This window comes from Actinomadura viridis, from assembly GCF_015751755.1.
Classification (GTDB): Bacteria; Actinomycetota; Actinomycetes; order Streptosporangiales; family Streptosporangiaceae; genus Spirillospora; species Spirillospora viridis.
Window position 1 is genome coordinate 1966269 of the sequence record NZ_JADOUA010000001.1, and the last position, 16112, is coordinate 1982380.

The following is a 16112-nucleotide window of genomic DNA, read 5'->3' on the forward strand; positions in this document are numbered from 1 at the left end:
GCGCGGTCACGACCGCGCGGGGGACCCGGCGTCCTCCCGGGGCCCGTCCTCCCGGGGCCCGTCCTCGTCCCGGTCGTCCTCGTCCCGGTCGTCCTCGGCGGGCGCGTCGGGCGCCCGCCACGCGGCCACCAGCAGGGGCAGCGCCGCGACCGTGGCCAGCAGGGCCAGGAAGAGCAGGGCGACCGCCGCGCTCGGCACCCCCTCGTCCCGCAGGGCCTGCAGGACGACGAAGTAGGTGACGAACAGCAGCAGCAGCGTCAGCCGCTGCGCGACGGCGTGGGCGCGCAACCGCTCGTCCCGCTGGCGCTCGTCCAGCAGGTGCAGCGGCAGCGCCGTGGAGCCCCGGGTGGCGAGCGTCAGCGTGCGCCAGACGAACACCGCGGCCGGGACGAAGACAGCGAGGACGGCGAAGTTGGTGATCATGGCGGTGTCGCTGGGCGCCAGCACCCAGGACACCGCCGCGTCCGCCCACAGCAGTGCCAGGCAGCCGGCGCCCGCCCCGACCATCGCGCGGCGCCCCTTGCGGTGGGCGACCCGGGCCGGTGGCTCCTTCCGGAACGCGGCCAGCAGCCGTTCCTCACGCTCGGTGCGCGGTTCCATGAGTGCTCCTTTCGTGGACCGTTCCGGCTCGCGCGGCGGGGACGCGGCGCGGCCGGCGGTCAGTTCGTGCTGCCGAGCCGGGGGAAGGGCACCAGCGAGAAGACGACCTCGACCGGCACCTCGAAATAGGCGGCGATGCGCAACGCCAGGTGCAGGCTGGGGCTGTACTCGCCCCGCTCCAGGTAGCCGACCGTCTGGTAGTGGACGCCCAGCGCCGTGGCCAGCTCGCGGCGCGACACGCCGCGTTCGGCCCGCAGCACGGCGATCCTGTTGTGGACGTGCTCCTTGTCCGTGGTCACCGGTTCAGCCTCCCGCGGGCGACCAGCGGGCGTGACCCGCCACCGGGCCATCTTCTCTCCCTCGCCGCCGTACAACTGCCACAGAAGATAGCATAAGTACTACATATCATCGCAAGGTCATGACGACCCCGGCCGTACGCCCGATCCGGACTGGCAGGATGGGACGGTGCGAGCACCGACGTGGGCGCCGCGCGGCCGGTCCGCCGACGCGATCCTGGCCGTGGCGATGTTCGTGGCCGTCGCCGCCGTGACGACCCTCACCCCCTCCACCGGCGCCGGACGGGACATGGTCCCGGGCCTGGAGTGGGTCCTGACGGTGGTCGCCTGCGGCGCCCTGTACTGGCGGCGCGCCCACCCCTCCGCGGTCCTGTGGACCACCATGGTCGCGGCCGGCCTCTACTACCCGGTGTCCGAGCCCGACGGCCCGCTCATGCTGACCTTCGTGTTCGCCCTCTACAACGCCGCCGCCCGCGGGCGCGTGCTGGCCTCGGCGCTCGGGGCCGCCGCCGCGCTGGCGCTGGTGGCCTACGGCGAGATCCGCAGCGACGTCAACCACCTGGAGGACGCCGCGCTGTGGCTGCTGGCCGGCTGGTTCGTCGCGGTCGTCGCCGTCGGCGGGGTCGTGCACAACCGCCTCGCCTACCTGCGCGAGGCCGAACGGCGCGCGGCGGCGGCCGAGCACGGCCGCGAGGAGGAGGCCCGGCGCCGCGCCACCGAGGAACGGCTGCGCATCGCCCGCGAGGTGCACGACGTCCTCGGCCACAACATCTCGCTGATCAACGTCCAGGCCAGCGCCGCCCTCCACGCCGGGGAGAGCGACCGTTCCACCGCCGCGCTGGAGGCGATCAAGCAGGCCAGCAAGGAGACCCTCCGCGAACTGCGCACCACCCTGGGCGTGCTGCGCCAGGTGGACGAGCCCGCCCCGACCGGACCCGCCCCCGGGATCTCCCGCCTGCCCGAACTGACCGGGCGCGCCACCGCCGCCGGACCCGCCGTCCGTACCGAGATCGAGGGCGAGCCCCGGCCGCTGCCGCCCGAGACCGACCTGGCGGTCTACCGCATCGTCCAGGAGGCCCTCACCAACGTCACCCGGCACTCCGACGCCGCCTCGGTGCTGATCCGCGTCCGCTACACCGGCCCGGAGGTGGTCGTGCGGATCGAGGACGACGGCCGGCCCGTCCCGGCCCGCACCGCAGGGACCGGCAGCGGGATCGAGGGCATGCGCGACCGCGCCGAGGCACTGGGCGGGACGTTCGAGGCGGGGCCGGGCGAGGACGGCGGGTTCCGCGTCCGCGTCGTACTCCCCGTGGCGTCCGCGCGGGTACGACCGGAGATGTAAGGGCGGCCCTCCGGCTACGCCGAACGCGCAGCGGCGTTGTCCACCTCCGCAGGATTCCCCGGCCGCCCGATCCCCGACATGATCGGAGCGTGCACGCGGACTCGCGGGAACGCGTGCATGGGTGCGCCCCGGGCGGGCAGGCAGGCGGCGACGCGGCGCCGGCACGACGAGAGACGGGGAGCGGGATGAGATCGGTCGGGGCGATCCTGATGGGATTCATCGCGGGACTGTTCGCGGGATTCGCCCTGGAGGTGCTCCTCGCCGCCGTCGAGAGGCTCCTGACCGGTGAGACCGACCGCTTCTGGACCGCCGCCCTCCCCGCCGTGCTGGCGGTCGCCGGCGGTGTCGCCGGCCTCGCCCTGGACCGCCGGGCCCGCAGGAACGAACGCGACGTGCCCCGGACCGGCCGCGCCCACCGCTGACCGGCCGGTCAGCCCTCCGGCGCCTCCGGCACCAGGGCCTCGTAGGCGGGCGCCAGCACCTCGACCAGGTCCCTGCGCCGCACCTTCACCGCCGGCGGCGTCGCCACCCGCAGGATGAACCCGGCCGGCACCGGAGGCGCGGGCGGACGCTCCCGCAGGGCCGCCAGCCCCGACGGAGGCGTCCAGAAACCCTCCGCCGCCAGCGGCTCGGCCTCGGCCTCGGCGGCCTCGGGCCCCGGCTCCGCGCCGTGCCTCCGCCGCAACGTCGTGAGCAGCTGGTCCTTCGTCCGCCCGTTCCACGCCAGCACCAGGAACGGATCGTCGTCGAACGCCTCGGCCAGCAGGTACAGGACGGCCGCGGCGTGCTTGCACGGATCGCCCCAGTCGGGACAGCTGCACATCATGTGCAGGTCGGCCGCCGACCCGGGGAACAGCGCGAAGCCCAGCTCGGCGAACACCCACTCGATCTCCGGCGGCATCTCCCCGGCCAGCAGCCGCGCCCGGAACACCGCCCGCGACGCCAGCTCCTCCTCGATCCGCCGCCACCCGGACTCGGCGATCGCGTCGATGCCCAGCGCGACCTCGTAGGGCTCCGCGACCGACCCCTGCACCCGGGCGGTCACCTCGTACCGCTCCACCCGCAGGTCGATCACCTGGCCCTTGCGCGCGTACGACCGCCCCCGCGCGAGCCGTCCCGCGTCGGCGAACGACTCCACCAGGTCGATGAACCGGCGCGACCACCACCGCGCCCCGATCGACCCGCGCCGCGTCCGCGCCCGGATGCCGTCGGCCTCGATCGGCTCCCGCCAGGTGAAGTCGTCCACTAGCCGCTCACCGCCTCGGGCGACAGCCGCAGCATGTCCCGCAGCTCGGCCACCGACAGCTCGGTGAGCCAGTCCTCGCCGGTGCCCACGATCGACTCGGCCAGCGCCTTCTTACGCTCGATCATCTCGTCCACCCGCTCCTCCATGGTGCCGACGCAGATGAACTTGCGGACCTGCACGTTGCGGGTCTGCCCGATCCGGAACGCGCGGTCGGTCGCCTGGTCCTCCACCGCCGGGTTCCACCAGCGGTCCACGTGCACCACGTGGTTGGCCGCCGTCAGCGTCAGCCCGGTGCCGGCCGCCTTCAGCGACAGCAGGAAGACCGACGGCTCGGCCTCCTCCTGGAACCGCCGCACCAGCTCGTCGCGCTCCTCCCGGGACGTCCCGCCGTGCAGCCACAGCACCGGCCGCTCCAGCCGGGCCGCCAGGTAGGGCCGCAGCATCGACCCGAACTCCGCGTACTGCGTGAAGACCAGCGCCTTCTCGCCCTGCTCCAGCACCTCCGCGCAGATCTCCTCCAGCCGCTCCAGCTTCCCCGAGCGGCCGGGCAGCCGCGAGCCGTCCTTGAGCAGCTGCGCGGGATGGTTGCAGACCTGCTTGAGCTTGGCCATCGTGGCGAGCACCAGCCCCCGCCGCTGCCTGTCGTCGCTCTCGGCGATCCGCGCCAGCATGTCGTCCAGCGTCGCCTGGTAGAGCGAGCCCTGCTCGGCGGTGAGGTTGCAGTAGACCTTGATCTCCTGCTTCTCCGGCAGGTCCGAGATGATCGACCGGTCGGTCTTGAGGCGCCGCAGGATGAACGGCCGGGTCGCCCGCCGCAGCGCCTGCGCCGCCCGCTCGTCCCCGTCCCGCTCGATCGGCACCGCGAACCGCTCCCGGAACGCCGACCGCGGGCCCATCAGGCCCGGATTGGCGAACTCCATGATCGACCACAGCTCGGTCAGGTGGTTCTCCACCGGCGTCCCGGTCAGCGCGAGCCGCGTCCGCGCCGGGATGCTCCGCACCGCCCGCGCCTGCCGCGTCGCGCTGTTCTTGAGGGCCTGCGCCTCGTCGCACACCACCCGGCCCCACTCGATCCGGGCCAGCGCCTCCGCGTCGCGCGCCGCCGTCCCGTACGTGGTGAGCACGAGATCGGCCCGCCCCGCCGCCTCCACCAGCTCCTCGTCGCGGTGCCGGCCGGCCCCGTGGTGCACGTACACCCGCAGCTTGGGGGCGAACCGGGCCGCCTCCCGCTGCCAGTTCCCCACGAGCGACATCGGCCCGATCAGCAGCGTCGGCCGGGGCCCCGCGCCGCCCGCGCCCCCGGCCTCCGCCCGCTCCGACACCAGCAGCGCCAGCGTCTGCGCTGTCTTCCCCAAACCCATGGAATCCGCCAGGATTCCGCCCAATCCGAGGCGTTCGAGGAAGGTCAGCCAGGCCAGGCCGCGCTCCTGGAACGGGCGCAGGGTGCCGTTGAATCCCTCCGGGGTCGTCATCGGGGTGAGGCGGCGGTCGGACTCGCCGCTGAGCAGGTCGCCGAACGTGCCGTCGGCGTCGACCTCCACGAGGGGAAGGTCCTCGTCGCCGGCGTGGATGACGGCGCGCATCGCCTCCGCCGCGGTCATCGCGCCGTTCCGGGGACGGCGGAGGAAGTCGAGCGCGGCCTCCAGCTGCTCGGGGTCCAGCTCGACCCACTGGCCGCGCAGCCGGACGAGCGGGGCCTTGAGCCGGGCCAGCTCCTCCAGCTCGGCCTCGTCGATGGTGTCGTCGCCGATCGCCAGGTCCCAGCGGAAGTCGACCATGCCCTGGAGGTCGAAGCCGGACGAGGCGGCCGCGCCCGAGCCCTCGTCGCCCTGGGCGCGGGTGGTGAGCTTCATGCCGAGCCTGGCCTTGCCCGCCCACTGGGGCAGCAGGACGCCGAAGCCCGCCGCCGACAGCATCGGGGCGGCCTGGCGCAGGAACCTGAACGCGCCCGCGGTGTCGAGGGGCAGCTCGTAGGGGGTGGGGTCGTCCAGCGCCGGGGCCATGTCGGGGAAGAGCCGCAGCGCGCGTCCCAGGCCCGCCAGGAGGGTCTCCTCGGCGCCGGCGACCGAGCCGGCCTCGCCCGCCCAGACCATCGACGCGGGCACGTAGAGGCTCGGGTCGTCGGTGCCCTGGAGGGCGAACTCCACCCGCCACGAGTCGCCCGCGCGGGGCTCCCGGTCCAGCTCCCAGGCCGCGGCGGCGTCCTGCGCGTTCGCCGGGGCCGGGGCGGCCGCGCCGGGCTCGGCGGGCCGGGGCTCGGCCAGCCGGAAGCACACGCGCAGCGGGCCGGCGGGACGGCGGGACGCGGCGGCCCAGGCGTCCAGCTCCGCGATCAGGTCGGCGGGGTCGTCCCGGGGCTCGCGGGCCACGGCGGGGACGGGGCCGGTGAGGGCCTCCACCCAGCGTTCGGCGAGGGGGAGCCGGTCGGGGGCCTTGCCGCGCCGCGGCGGCAGCAGCGGATGGGGGACCACGCCACGGACCGCGGTGTCGACCAGCCCGGAGAGGGCCTCCCGCAGGACCTCGGCGGCGGGCCGGCCGCCGCCGGCGGCCCGGCACGCCGACGGCATCGCCCGGACCAGGTCGCGGAAGCGGCCGGTGTCGTCCAGGACGGGGTGCCAGCGCGCGACCAGGTCGCCGTCCTCGCGCAGCAGCCGGGGCAGCACCCGCCCGCGCCCGGCGAGGTGCACGGCCTCGTCCGAGAGGAGGCACAGGTAGCGCAGGTCGGATCCGGGTATCACGTCGGCGGCGTGCTCGGCGGCCTGGAGCAGCGCCATGGCCGCGAACGGCTCGAGCACCAGCGCGGGCACCCGCCACTCGCGCAGCTCCGGTGTGCCGTCGTACGGCCGGGGGCCCAGCTCCGCAGAGGGGAGGGGCTCGCCGCCGCCGGTGGGGAGGGTCATCGCCAGCACGATCCCGGCGGCGCCCTTGACGAGGGGTTCGTAGGAGGTGCCGGTGAAGTCGCGGGTGGCGAACGGGTGGGCGGCCGGGTCCTCGCCGGCGGGGGAGGGGGAGGACGGGCCCGTGCGCTCGGCCCACAGGCACAGCGCACCGCCATGCCAGGTGGCATGCGCGACGAGCATGACGGTTGACCCCCGGAGGTGCTGCTGAGACGGCCGCTCCCGAAGCTACCAGCGGGGCGGGACAGTACCGGCCGGTCCGGCCCGGCCGCCGACCGGCGGGAAGGGACGGGAAGTTAGGCTCGGGGCCGGCACGAAGCGACCAGTGGGAGGCGTTGTGGAGTTCGTACGGGTCGAGGTGGGGGACGGGGTCGCGACGATCCGGCTGGACCGGCCGAAGATGAACGCTCTCAACGCGCAGATGCAGCGGGAGCTGATCGAGGCGGCCCGGGAGGTCACCCAGGACGACGCGGTGAGCGCGGTGATCCTGTACGGCGGGGACCGGGTGTTCGCGGCCGGCGCCGACATCAAGGAGATGGCCGGGATGTCGTACGCGCAGATGGCCGGCGGCCACTCCCGCCTCCTCCAGGACTTCGCCAAGGCGCTGGCCGGGATCCCCAAGCCGGTGATCGCCGCGGTCAACGGGTACGCGCTGGGCGGTGGCCTGGAGGTGGCGCTGACCGCCGACTTCCGGGTGGCGGGCGAGAACGCCAAGGTGGGCCAGCCGGAGATCCAGCTGGGCATCATCCCGGGAGCGGGCGGCACGCAGCGGCTGGCCCGGCTGATCGGCCCGGCCCGCGCCAAGGACCTGATCTTCTCCGGGCGGCACGTGCCGGCCGCGGAGGCGCTGGAGATCGGGCTGGTCGACAAGGTCGTGCCCGACGCCGAGGTCTACCAGGCGGCCAGGGAGTGGGCCGCGACGTTCGTGGGCGGCCCCGCCATCGCGCTGCGCGCGGCCAAGCAGGCCATCGACGCCGGGTGGGAGGTCGATCTGGGCACCGGGCTGGAGATCGAGCGGACGCAGTTCGCCGCGCTCTTCTCCACCGAGGACCAGAAGAACGGGATGCGCAGCTTCATCGAGGAGGGGCCGGGCAAGGCCACGTTCACCGGCCGCTGAGCGGCCCGCACGGCGGCGCCGCGGTCCCGGGGCCGCGGCGCGTTCCCGGGCGGCACCGGACCGATCGCCACGCACCGCACCGAAACGATCGCGACAAACCCCTCCGGTCGCTAACATCTCGCGCCATGCGACAGGCGTACCGCACCGCGCTGGTCACCGGCGCCTCCAGCGGCATCGGCGTGAGCTTCGCCCGTTCCCTGGCGGCCCGCGGCACCGATCTGGTGATCGTGGCCCGCCGGGCGGACCTGCTGGACGAGCTGGCGCGGGAGCTGGTCGAGCGGTACCGGGTCGCGGTGGAGGTGGTGGCCGCCGACCTCACCGATCCCGCCGAGCGCGGCGAGGTCGAGCGGAGGCTGCGCGCCGATCCGGTGGAGCTGCTGGTCAACAACGCCGGGTTCGGGGCGTTCGGGCCGTTCGCCGAGGGGGCGCTGGAGGAGCAGCTCCGCCAGGTCGAGCTGAACGTGGTCGCGCTGGTGCGGCTCACCCACGCCGCGCTGCCCGCGATGATCGAGCGGGGCCGAGGGGGCGTGCTGAACGTCGCGTCGATGGCGGGCTTCGCCCCGTCGCCGGGCAGCGCGACCTACGGGGCCACCAAGGCGTACGTGGCCGCGTTCTCCGAGAGCCTGCACGCCGAGGTCGCGGGCAAGGGCGTGCACGTGACCGCCCTGTGCCCGGGGTTCACCCGGACGGACGAGGCGTCCGAGGCCGGGCTGCTGTGGCTGCGCCGGGCGGACGTGGCCAGGGCCGGGCTGGAGGCGGTGGCGGCGGGGCGCGCGCTGTGCGTCCCGGGAGCGCAGTACAAGGCGGCGCTGCCCGCGCTGCGGATGGCTCCGCGGGGCCTGCTCCGGGCGGCGGCCGGCCGGGTGTGGCGGCAGGCCGCCGGCAGCCGCTGACGCTTCGCCAAGGCGGGGTCGAAGAGTTGCGCGGGGGTCTACAAGAAAAGCGGCGCCGTCATTGTGACCACTGTTACTTGACGTGGGCATCCCCGCTCGCGAGCATCGAACCTACGGTTAAGTAAGTTATGTGGGCCCATCCGGGGCCTTCTCGTGCCGAGGGTCACGGCCGCCGCGCCGTCCGGCACCCACCCCGTACAGCGAAGGACAGGCATGCCCGAGACGTTGCAGACCAAGCTGATGCTCGACCTTGAGCCGGTCGTCGCGAAGGAGCTCGACCGGCACCTGTCGATGGCCAAGGAATGGTTCCCGCACCAGTACGTACCGTGGAGCCAGGGCCGCGACTTCGACGGGCCGATGGGCGGGGACGGCTGGACGCCGGAGGACTCCACGCTGGGCGAGGAGGCCCGCGAGTCCCTGATCGTCAACCTGCTGACCGAGGACAACCTGCCCGGCTACCACCGCGCGATCGCCGAGGTCTTCGGCCGGGACGGGGCCTGGGGCGCCTGGGTCAACCGCTGGACGGCCGAGGAGAACCGGCACGGCATCGTCATCCGCGACTACCTCACGGTCACCCGCGCGGTCGACCCGGTGGCGCTGGAGCGCGCCCGGATGCACCACATGGAGGAGGGGTACGAGGCGACGCACGGCACCTCGTTCCTGCACGGCGCGGCGTACGTGTCGTTCCAGGAGCTGGCGACCCGCGTCGCGCACCGCAACACCGGCCGGGTGTCCGGCGACCCGATCTGCGAGCGGATGCTGGCCCGGGTGGCCGCCGACGAGAACCTGCACATGATCTTCTACCGGAACCTGCTGGCCGCCGCGCTGGAGATCGCGCCGAACGAGACGATGCGGGCCATCACCGACGTGGTCAAGGACTTCCAGATGCCCGGGCACGGCATCGAGGGGTTCCTGCGCAAGTCGGTGATCATCGCCAACGCGGGCATCTACGACCTGCGGCTGCACCACGACGACGTGCTGAACCCGGTCCTGCGCAACTGGGGCGTGTTCGACCGTTCCGACATCACCGGTGACGGCGACAAGGCGCGCGAGGAGCTGGCCGAGTTCCTCGGGCAGCTCGACGCGATGGCGACCCGGTTCGAGGAGCGCCGCGAGGCGCGCCGCGCACGGCAGGCGGCCCGCGCCGCCGAGTGACCGGAACATCGCTCACCGCGTGACCGGCCCGGCCGACCTGGGGTTTCGTGGCCGGCTCCCGTCCGGTGGCGGGTCCGGTGCCCTCGTGCGAGGAACGCGCGGGGTGTTTCCGGCGTCAAAGGGTGTATGGGGACGCGACGGCGCCTGGACGGGTATCGGTTGCTGGACGAGATCGGCCGGGGGAGCACCTCCGTCGTCCATCTCGCCGTGGACTCCGCCGGCCGGGAGGTCGTGGTCAAGGAGCTGCTGGCCGGCTACGCGGCCGATCCCGCTTGGCGCCGCCGCGTGGCCCGCGAGATGGCCGCCCAGGCCAGGGTGCGCAGCCCGTATGTGGCGCGGCTGCTGGACGGGCGGGTGTCCGGCGACCGGCCTTACGTGGTGACCGAGTACGTCCCCGGCTGCCCGCTGGGCGACCTGGTCGCGTCGTACGGGCCGTTCGGCGGCGGGCGCCTGCTCCGCCTGGCCCGGCGCATGGCGCTGGCCATGGCGGCCGTTCACGACGCCGGCGTGGTGCACCGCGACCTGGCCCCGCACAACGTGATCGCGCTGGGCGACCGGCCGGTGCTGATCGACTTCGGGATCGCCCACGACGCGGGCGCCGACCAGGACACCCGTCCGGGCATGGTCGCCGGGACGCCGGCCTACCTGGCGCCCGAGCTGATCGAGGGCGCCCCGGCGACCCCGGCGTCGGACGTGTTCTCCTGGGCGGCCACGGTGGCCTGCGCCGCCACCGGCCGCCCGCCGTTCGGCGAGGGGACGCTGCACCGGGTCTGCTTCCGCATCCTGCGCGGCGACCACGATCTCGCCGGGATCACCGGGCCGCTGGCCGCGCTGCTGCCGCGGGCGCTGCACCGCGACCCGGCCCGCCGCCCCACGGCCCGCGCGCTCGCCGGCGCCCTCGCGCCGGGAGCGCCGCCGGAAGCGGCGCCGGGCCCCGTGCCTCCGGGCACCGCGCGTGAGCGGGTGGCGACGGCGTGAGAGCGGGAAGACCCGCGGCAGGACCCGCGCCCTGCCGGACACGGCCACGGTGTCCCACCCGGCCGGGACGGCGAAGGTAGGGTTTCGTAAACGATGAAGGGGGTTGTCACGTCCGGGGACCGTATCGGCCACTACCGCGTCCTGAAGACACTCGGGGAGGGCGGTATGGGCGTCGTGTACCTCGGCGCCGATCCCGAGGGACGCAACGTCGCCATCAAGGTGCTGCGTCCCGCCGTCGCCGGGGACGAGACCGCGCGCCGCAGGCTGGCGCGCGAGGTCGACTCCATGCGCCGGGTGCACAGCCCGCACGTCGCCGAGATCCTCGACGCCGACGTCACCGCCGACCGGCCCTACATCGTCACGCAGTACGTGCCGGGCCGCACCCTGGAGGAGGCCGTCGAGGAGGACGGCCCGATCTACGGGCAGGCGCTGCGGCGGCTCGCCGTGGGGCTGGCCTCCGCGCTGTCGGCGATCCACGGGGCCGGCATCATCCACCGCGACCTCAAGCCGGGCAACGTCATGCTGGTGGAGTCCGAGCCGGTGGTCATCGACTTCGGCATCGCCCAGGGCGCGGACGCGACCCGGCTGACCGCCACCGGCATGGTGATCGGCACGCCCGGCTACCTCGCCCCCGAGATCATCGAGGGGGAGGACGCGGGCGTGCCGTCGGACGTGCACGCCTGGGCGGGGACGGTGGCCTACGCCGCCACCGGGCGCCCGCCGTTCGGCTCCGGCACCTTCGAGTCGATCTTCTACAAGATCATGTCGGGCACCCCCGACCTGGACGGCGTGCCCGACGGTCTGCTGCCCGTGCTGCGCTCGGCGATGGCCCGCAACCCGGCCGAACGGCCCACCGCGGTCAGCCTGGTCCAGCTCACCCGGCGGCTGCACCTCGAGGCCACCATCACAGACCAGACCCGGGTCGACGAGCACTACCCCCTGCCGGAGCGCACCTCGCAGCAGGCCGAGCCGCCTCCGGTCGACCACGCGCAGACGTTCTCCCTGCCCGCCTCCACGCAGCAGCCGCCGTCGCACACCGGCCCGGCCTCGCCGCCGCCCGCAACGGTCCCGCCCGTACCGGCGCCCGCGCCCTCGCAGCCCAAGGACTTCAAGGGGATGCTGCCGCCGGCGGCGCCGCCTCCGGTCCCGCCGCCCGGCCCGAGCCCCTACGAGACCGGGCAGCGGTACGACCCGAGCTGGTACGAGCAGGCGACCTACGCCCCGTACGGACAGCAGGGGCAGCCCCCGCCGGCGCAGCCGCGGGCCGGCGGACTCGCGCGCGGAGACCAGCAGGGCGCACCGCCGCCCGCGCCCCCGCCCGCCCCGTACGACCCCTATGACCCGTACGCGCGCGGCACGCAGCAGCGCCCCGCCCAGAGGCCCGAGGGCCGCGCCCGCGACACGCCGCGGCCTGGGGACGGCGAGAGGGCCAAGCCGTACGGCTGGTACCGGGTCCTCGGCTTCCTCGTTCTCGTCGCCCTTCTGGGGTTCGCGAACATCGCCCCGCTCCTGGCCCTCGGCGTCACGGTGGCGGGCGTCCTGGTGCTCCGGATGGGCGACAAGGCCGCCAAGGGCATGGAGAGCAAGCGGACCCGGCGCGGCCCGCGGTCCGGCGACGCGATGGCCGCGGCGTTCAAGACGCCGCTGCACCTGCCCGGCGCCGTGATGATGACGCTGCTCATCGCGCCGCTCAGCCTGCTGGCCGGGCTGGTCCTGCTGCTGGTGCTCATGTTCGCCGATCCCGGCATGACCGCCTCGCGGGCGATCGCCTACTCGTCCATGGCCGTGATCCTGCTGCTGTGCCTGGCGCCGGGCAGCGGCGCGCCGCGCCGCCAGCTGGCCAGGACGTGGGGCGCCGTCCTGCCGCGCACGGAGGCGGCGATGGCGGGCGCGCTGATCCTTGGGATCTTCGCGGTCGTGCTGGTCGTCCTGTCCCAGCAGCAGCCCCCCGACACCACGCCGATCGACGGCATGGGCCAGAGCCTGGAGGACCTGCGCTCGGAGATCCGCGACCTGGTCGGCATGCTGCCGTACGTCTAGGCGTCCGGTGGCCGCTCCGCGCGGCCATGGCCGATGAGCCCTCCCGCGTCCTCCCGGATCGGTAGGGTGGCGAGCCGTATGAGCAGGGAGACGAGACACCAGGAGCACATCGGGCCCTACCGCCTGCTGGCACGCGTGGCCGGGGGCGTCGGGACCGTCCACCGCGCGGCCGATCCGGACGGCCGGGACGTGGCGATCAGGCTGCTGCCCCCGGGGACGTACGACATCGCGGCCATGCGGAACGTGCTCAGCCCGTACGTCGTCGACGTCCTCGACGGTGACGACGCGGCCGACCCTCCCTACGTGGTCAGCCGTTTCGTGCCGGGCCGCCCGCTGGACGAGTCGCTGACCGGCCCGCTCCGGGGCGCCGGGCTCCGGCAGACGGCCCTGGGCCTCGCCCGGGCCCTCGCCGCCCTCCACCAGGCCGGGCTGGCGCACGGCGACCTGCGGCCCGACCACATCCTGGTGGTGGACGGCGCTCCCGTCGTCATCGACTTCGGCCTGGTCCCCGGCGACCCCGCCCGCGACCTGCGGGCCTGGGCCGCCAACGTGGCCTTCGCCGCCACCGCCGACCCGCGCTGCCTGGCCGCCGACGACCCCGCCGCGGCGGCGGGCGACGCCGTCCCCGCCCCGCTGGGGGCGCTGCTGCGGGCGGCGGCCGACCCGGCCGGTGCCCTCACGGCCGCCGAGCTCGCCGAGTCGGTGGCCGCCCTCACCCTCGATACCGCCCTCGATCCCGGCCTTGATACCGGCCTCGACGCCGCGCCGGCCGGTCCGTCGCGCGACGCCGTCCCGGGGGCCGGGGTGGAGGAGCCGCGCCGTCCGGAGGAGCCGGAGGCCGCTCCCCAAGCCGTTCCCCAGGCCGGGGCCGGTGCAGGGGCCGGTGCGGGGGCCGCGGAAGGCGGGCGGGGCGCCGAACCCTCGGCCGCGGCGGCCACCGAACGGGCACGGGCGCACGAGCTGGCCGTCGCGCGGGCCTGGGCGCGGCTGCTGACGGTGATGGTCGTCGTCATCGCGGTCGGGGTCGCGATCGCCGTGCCGCTCGCGGGGATCGTGCTGTCCCTGGTGTCGGTGACGGTGCTGCGCGGCACCTCGGCCGGCTGGGCCGCGGGCGTGGCGCGCACGGCGGTGACCGTGCCGTACGCGGCGGTGGCGGCGGTGGCGGTCACGCTCGGGCTGGCGGGGATGTCGGTGTTCCGGGTGGAGGTCGACCCGCTGGGCGCCTGCGCGTTCGGCGCGGGAGCGGCGGCCGGGGTCCTCTGGGCGGCCCCGGGGGTCACCGGTCCACGCCGGCACCTGGAGGAGGTGTTCGCGTCGGTGGCGCGCGCGCCGCGCCGGATCGCCGTGGCGGGGGTCGTGCTGGGCGCGCTGGCCCTGGTCGCGGTGGTCGCCGCGATCTCGCTGACCCCGACCCTGGCCCCGCTGTACGGCCTGCAGAGTTCCCTGGAGAGCGGTGTCGCCCGGCTCCAGGCCGCCCTGCACTGATCGGCGCCGGCGGGCGTGGGTAAGGTCTCACGAACCGGGATTTGCCAGTAGGCTACCGACGGGTAACATTTACTGACACGGCTCAATCAGGGACCCGGAGCCGAAGCGCGTTCGGGTGTTTGGCAGGCTGTGGGGTGCTACGCATTCCAGACCGCGTCGACCCGCCATGGGCGGCGCCCCTCCGCCGCTGATCGCAGCGGCCCAGAAGAGTGCAGGGAGGTCGGCCACCGGCCATGAACATCGTCGTCCTGGTGAAGCAGGTTCCCGACACCGAGAGCCCGCGCAAGCTGAGGTCCGAGGACAGCACGCTCGACCGTGCCGCCGCGGACGGTGTCATCAACGAGCTCGACGAGTACGCCATCGAGGAGGCGCTGCGCGTCAAGGAGGCCCATGACGGCGAGGTGACCGTCGTGACCATGGGGCCGGACAAGGCGACCGACTCCATCCGCAAGGCGCTGGCGATGGGCGCGGACAAGGCCGTGCACCTCGTCGACGACGCCCTGGTCGGCTCCGACGCGCTGCAGACCTCGTACGCCATCCAGCAGGTCCTCGGCCGCACCGGGTTCGACCTGGTGATCCTGGGGTCGGAGTCCACCGACGCCCGGACCGGGGTGCTGGCCGCGATGCTGGCCGAGCGCCTGGGCGTGCCGCAGCTGTCGCTGGCCAACAAGGTCGAGATCGACGGCACCGCGATCAAGATCCAGCGGCAGACCGACTACGGCTTCGACCGCGTCGAGGCGACCCTGCCCGCGGTGGTCAGCGTCGTGGAGAAGATCAACGAGCCGCGCTACCCCTCGTTCAAGGGGATCATGGCCGCCAAGAAGAAGCCGGTCGAGACGCTGAGCATCGCCGATGCCGGCATCGACGCCGGTCAGGTCGGCCTGGCGAGCGCCGCCACCGCGGTGGTCGACTTCGCCGAGGCCCCGCCGCGCGCGCAGGGGCAGATCGTCACCGACGAGGGCGACGGCGGCTCGAAGATCGCCGAGTTCCTCGCGTCGAAGAAGTTCGTCTGAGCGAGGAAGGGGAGCACGGACAAATGGCTGAGATTCTCGTCCTCGTCGACCACGTCGACGGTGAGGTCAAGAAGGTCACCCTCGAGCTGCTGACGCTGGCCGGCCGGCTCGGCGAGCCCGCCGCGGTGTGGACCGGTCCCGGGTACGAGGGGGCCAAGGAGAGGCTGGCGGAGTACGGCGCGGCGAAGGTCTACGTGGCCGCCGACGAGGAGCTGGACTCCTACGTCGTCGCGCCCAAGGCCGCCCTGCTGGCCCAGCTGGTGAAGGACAGGTCGCCCGGCGCGGTGCTGGTGTCCGCCACGGCCGAGGGCAAGGAGGTGGCCGGCCGGCTCGCGGTCAAGACCGGCTCCGGCGTCCTCACCGACGTCGTGGACGTGACCGAGGGCTTCGTCGGCGAGCACTCCATCTTCGGTGGCGCGATCATCGCGCACGCCAAGGTGAGCACCGGCACGCCGATCATCGCGGTCCGGCCCAACTCGGTCGCGCCGGAGGCGTCCGCCGCCAGCCCGGTCGAGGAGCAGGTGTCGGTGACCCTGTCGGACGCCGACAAGGCCGCCAGGATCGTGGAGAAGGTCGTCCAGGAGAAGGGCGAGCGCCCCGACCTGACCGAGGCCGCGATCGTGGTCTCCGGTGGCCGCGGCGTCGGCGGCGCGGAGAACTTCTCGATCATCGAGGGGCTGGCCGACTCGCTCGGCGCGGCCGTCGGCGCCTCCCGCGCCGCGACCGACGCCGGCTGGTACCCGCACCAGTTCCAGGTCGGCCAGACCGGCAAGACCGTGTCGCCACAGCTGTACATCGCGGTCGGCATCTCCGGGGCCATCCAGCACCGGGCCGGCATGCAGACCTCCAAGACGATCGTCGCCATCAACAAGGACCCCGAGGCGCCGATCTTCGAGCTGGTCGACTACGGCGTGGTGGGCGACCTCTTCCAGGTGGCGCCGCAGCTCACCGAGGAGATCACCAAGCGCAAATGAGCGGCGCGCGGTGCCGTGCGGCACCGTGCGAGGCGGCCCCGGGGCTCCCCGGGGGACGCGGCCGGGTGTGCGTGAA

14 protein-coding genes are annotated in these 16112 nt (G+C 74.4%); 10 read left to right on the top strand and 4 right to left on the bottom strand.

Going from position 1 to position 16112, the window contains the following annotated elements:
• Positions 1-6: 6 nt before the first annotated feature.
• Both IW256_RS08695 and IW256_RS08700 read right to left on the bottom strand, forming a co-directional pair.
• Entirely contained in the window at positions 7-600 is a 594-nt protein-coding gene (locus tag IW256_RS08695; RefSeq protein ID WP_197010459.1) for a hypothetical protein, read from the bottom strand.
• Positions 601-659: 59 nt separating this feature from the next.
• The gene (locus IW256_RS08700; RefSeq protein WP_307828805.1) at positions 660-899 is read right to left on the bottom strand and encodes a helix-turn-helix transcriptional regulator; all 240 of its coding nucleotides are present in this window, start codon (positions 897-899) and stop codon (positions 660-662) included.
• 166 nt (positions 900-1065) lie between these two features.
• Here IW256_RS08700 and IW256_RS08705 point away from each other — a divergent pair, with 166 nt between their 5' ends.
• A complete protein-coding gene (locus IW256_RS08705) occupies positions 1066-2238 on the top strand; it encodes a sensor histidine kinase (protein ID WP_307828806.1) in 1173 nt (390 codons plus the stop codon).
• A gap of 185 nt (positions 2239-2423) precedes the next feature.
• A complete protein-coding gene (locus tag IW256_RS08710; protein WP_197010461.1) occupies positions 2424-2660 on the top strand; it encodes a DUF5957 family protein in 237 nt (78 codons plus the stop codon).
• 8 nt (positions 2661-2668) lie between these two features.
• Here the strand turns inward: IW256_RS08710 and IW256_RS42115 are convergent, their stop codons facing one another.
• Together IW256_RS42115 and IW256_RS08720 are read right to left on the bottom strand one after the other, a co-directional pair.
• Complete coding sequence (locus IW256_RS42115) at positions 2669-3484, bottom strand: SWIM zinc finger family protein (protein WP_307828807.1); 816 nt, start codon at positions 3482-3484, stop codon at positions 2669-2671.
• A complete protein-coding gene (locus IW256_RS08720) occupies positions 3484-6564 on the bottom strand; it encodes a DEAD/DEAH box helicase (protein WP_197010462.1) in 3081 nt (1026 codons plus the stop codon). Before IW256_RS08720 ends, IW256_RS42115 begins: the two co-directional genes overlap by 1 nt.
• Before the next feature lie 154 nt (positions 6565-6718).
• Here IW256_RS08720 and IW256_RS08725 point away from each other — a divergent pair, with 154 nt between their 5' ends.
• The 8 genes from IW256_RS08725 (at position 6719) to IW256_RS08760 (ending at position 16036) form a co-directional block, all read left to right on the top strand.
• Positions 6719-7498, top strand: coding sequence for an enoyl-CoA hydratase/isomerase family protein (locus tag IW256_RS08725; protein ID WP_307828809.1), 780 nt, complete (start codon positions 6719-6721; stop codon positions 7496-7498).
• Between the two features lie 125 nt (positions 7499-7623).
• A complete protein-coding gene (locus tag IW256_RS08730; protein WP_197010464.1) occupies positions 7624-8391 on the top strand; it encodes an SDR family NAD(P)-dependent oxidoreductase in 768 nt (255 codons plus the stop codon).
• A gap of 213 nt (positions 8392-8604) precedes the next feature.
• Positions 8605-9546, top strand: coding sequence for an acyl-ACP desaturase (locus tag IW256_RS08735; RefSeq protein ID WP_197010465.1), 942 nt, complete (start codon positions 8605-8607; stop codon positions 9544-9546).
• Between the two features lie 126 nt (positions 9547-9672).
• Positions 9673-10524: a serine/threonine-protein kinase gene (locus tag IW256_RS08740; protein WP_197010466.1), complete on the top strand. Its 852-nt coding sequence runs from the start codon at positions 9673-9675 to the stop codon at positions 10522-10524.
• Positions 10525-10617: 93 nt separating this feature from the next.
• Entirely contained in the window at positions 10618-12564 is a 1947-nt protein-coding gene (locus IW256_RS08745) for a serine/threonine-protein kinase (RefSeq protein WP_269217917.1), read from the top strand.
• 78 nt (positions 12565-12642) lie between these two features.
• On the top strand, positions 12643-14049 hold the full coding sequence (locus IW256_RS08750) for a phosphotransferase (RefSeq protein ID WP_197010468.1): 1407 nt from the start codon (positions 12643-12645) through the stop codon (positions 14047-14049).
• A gap of 233 nt (positions 14050-14282) precedes the next feature.
• Positions 14283-15062, top strand: coding sequence for an electron transfer flavoprotein subunit beta/FixA family protein (locus tag IW256_RS08755; protein ID WP_197010469.1), 780 nt, complete (start codon positions 14283-14285; stop codon positions 15060-15062).
• Positions 15063-15085: 23 nt separating this feature from the next.
• Complete coding sequence (locus IW256_RS08760) at positions 15086-16036, top strand: electron transfer flavoprotein subunit alpha/FixB family protein (RefSeq protein ID WP_197010470.1); 951 nt, start codon at positions 15086-15088, stop codon at positions 16034-16036.
• Positions 16037-16112: the final 76 nt, after the last annotated feature.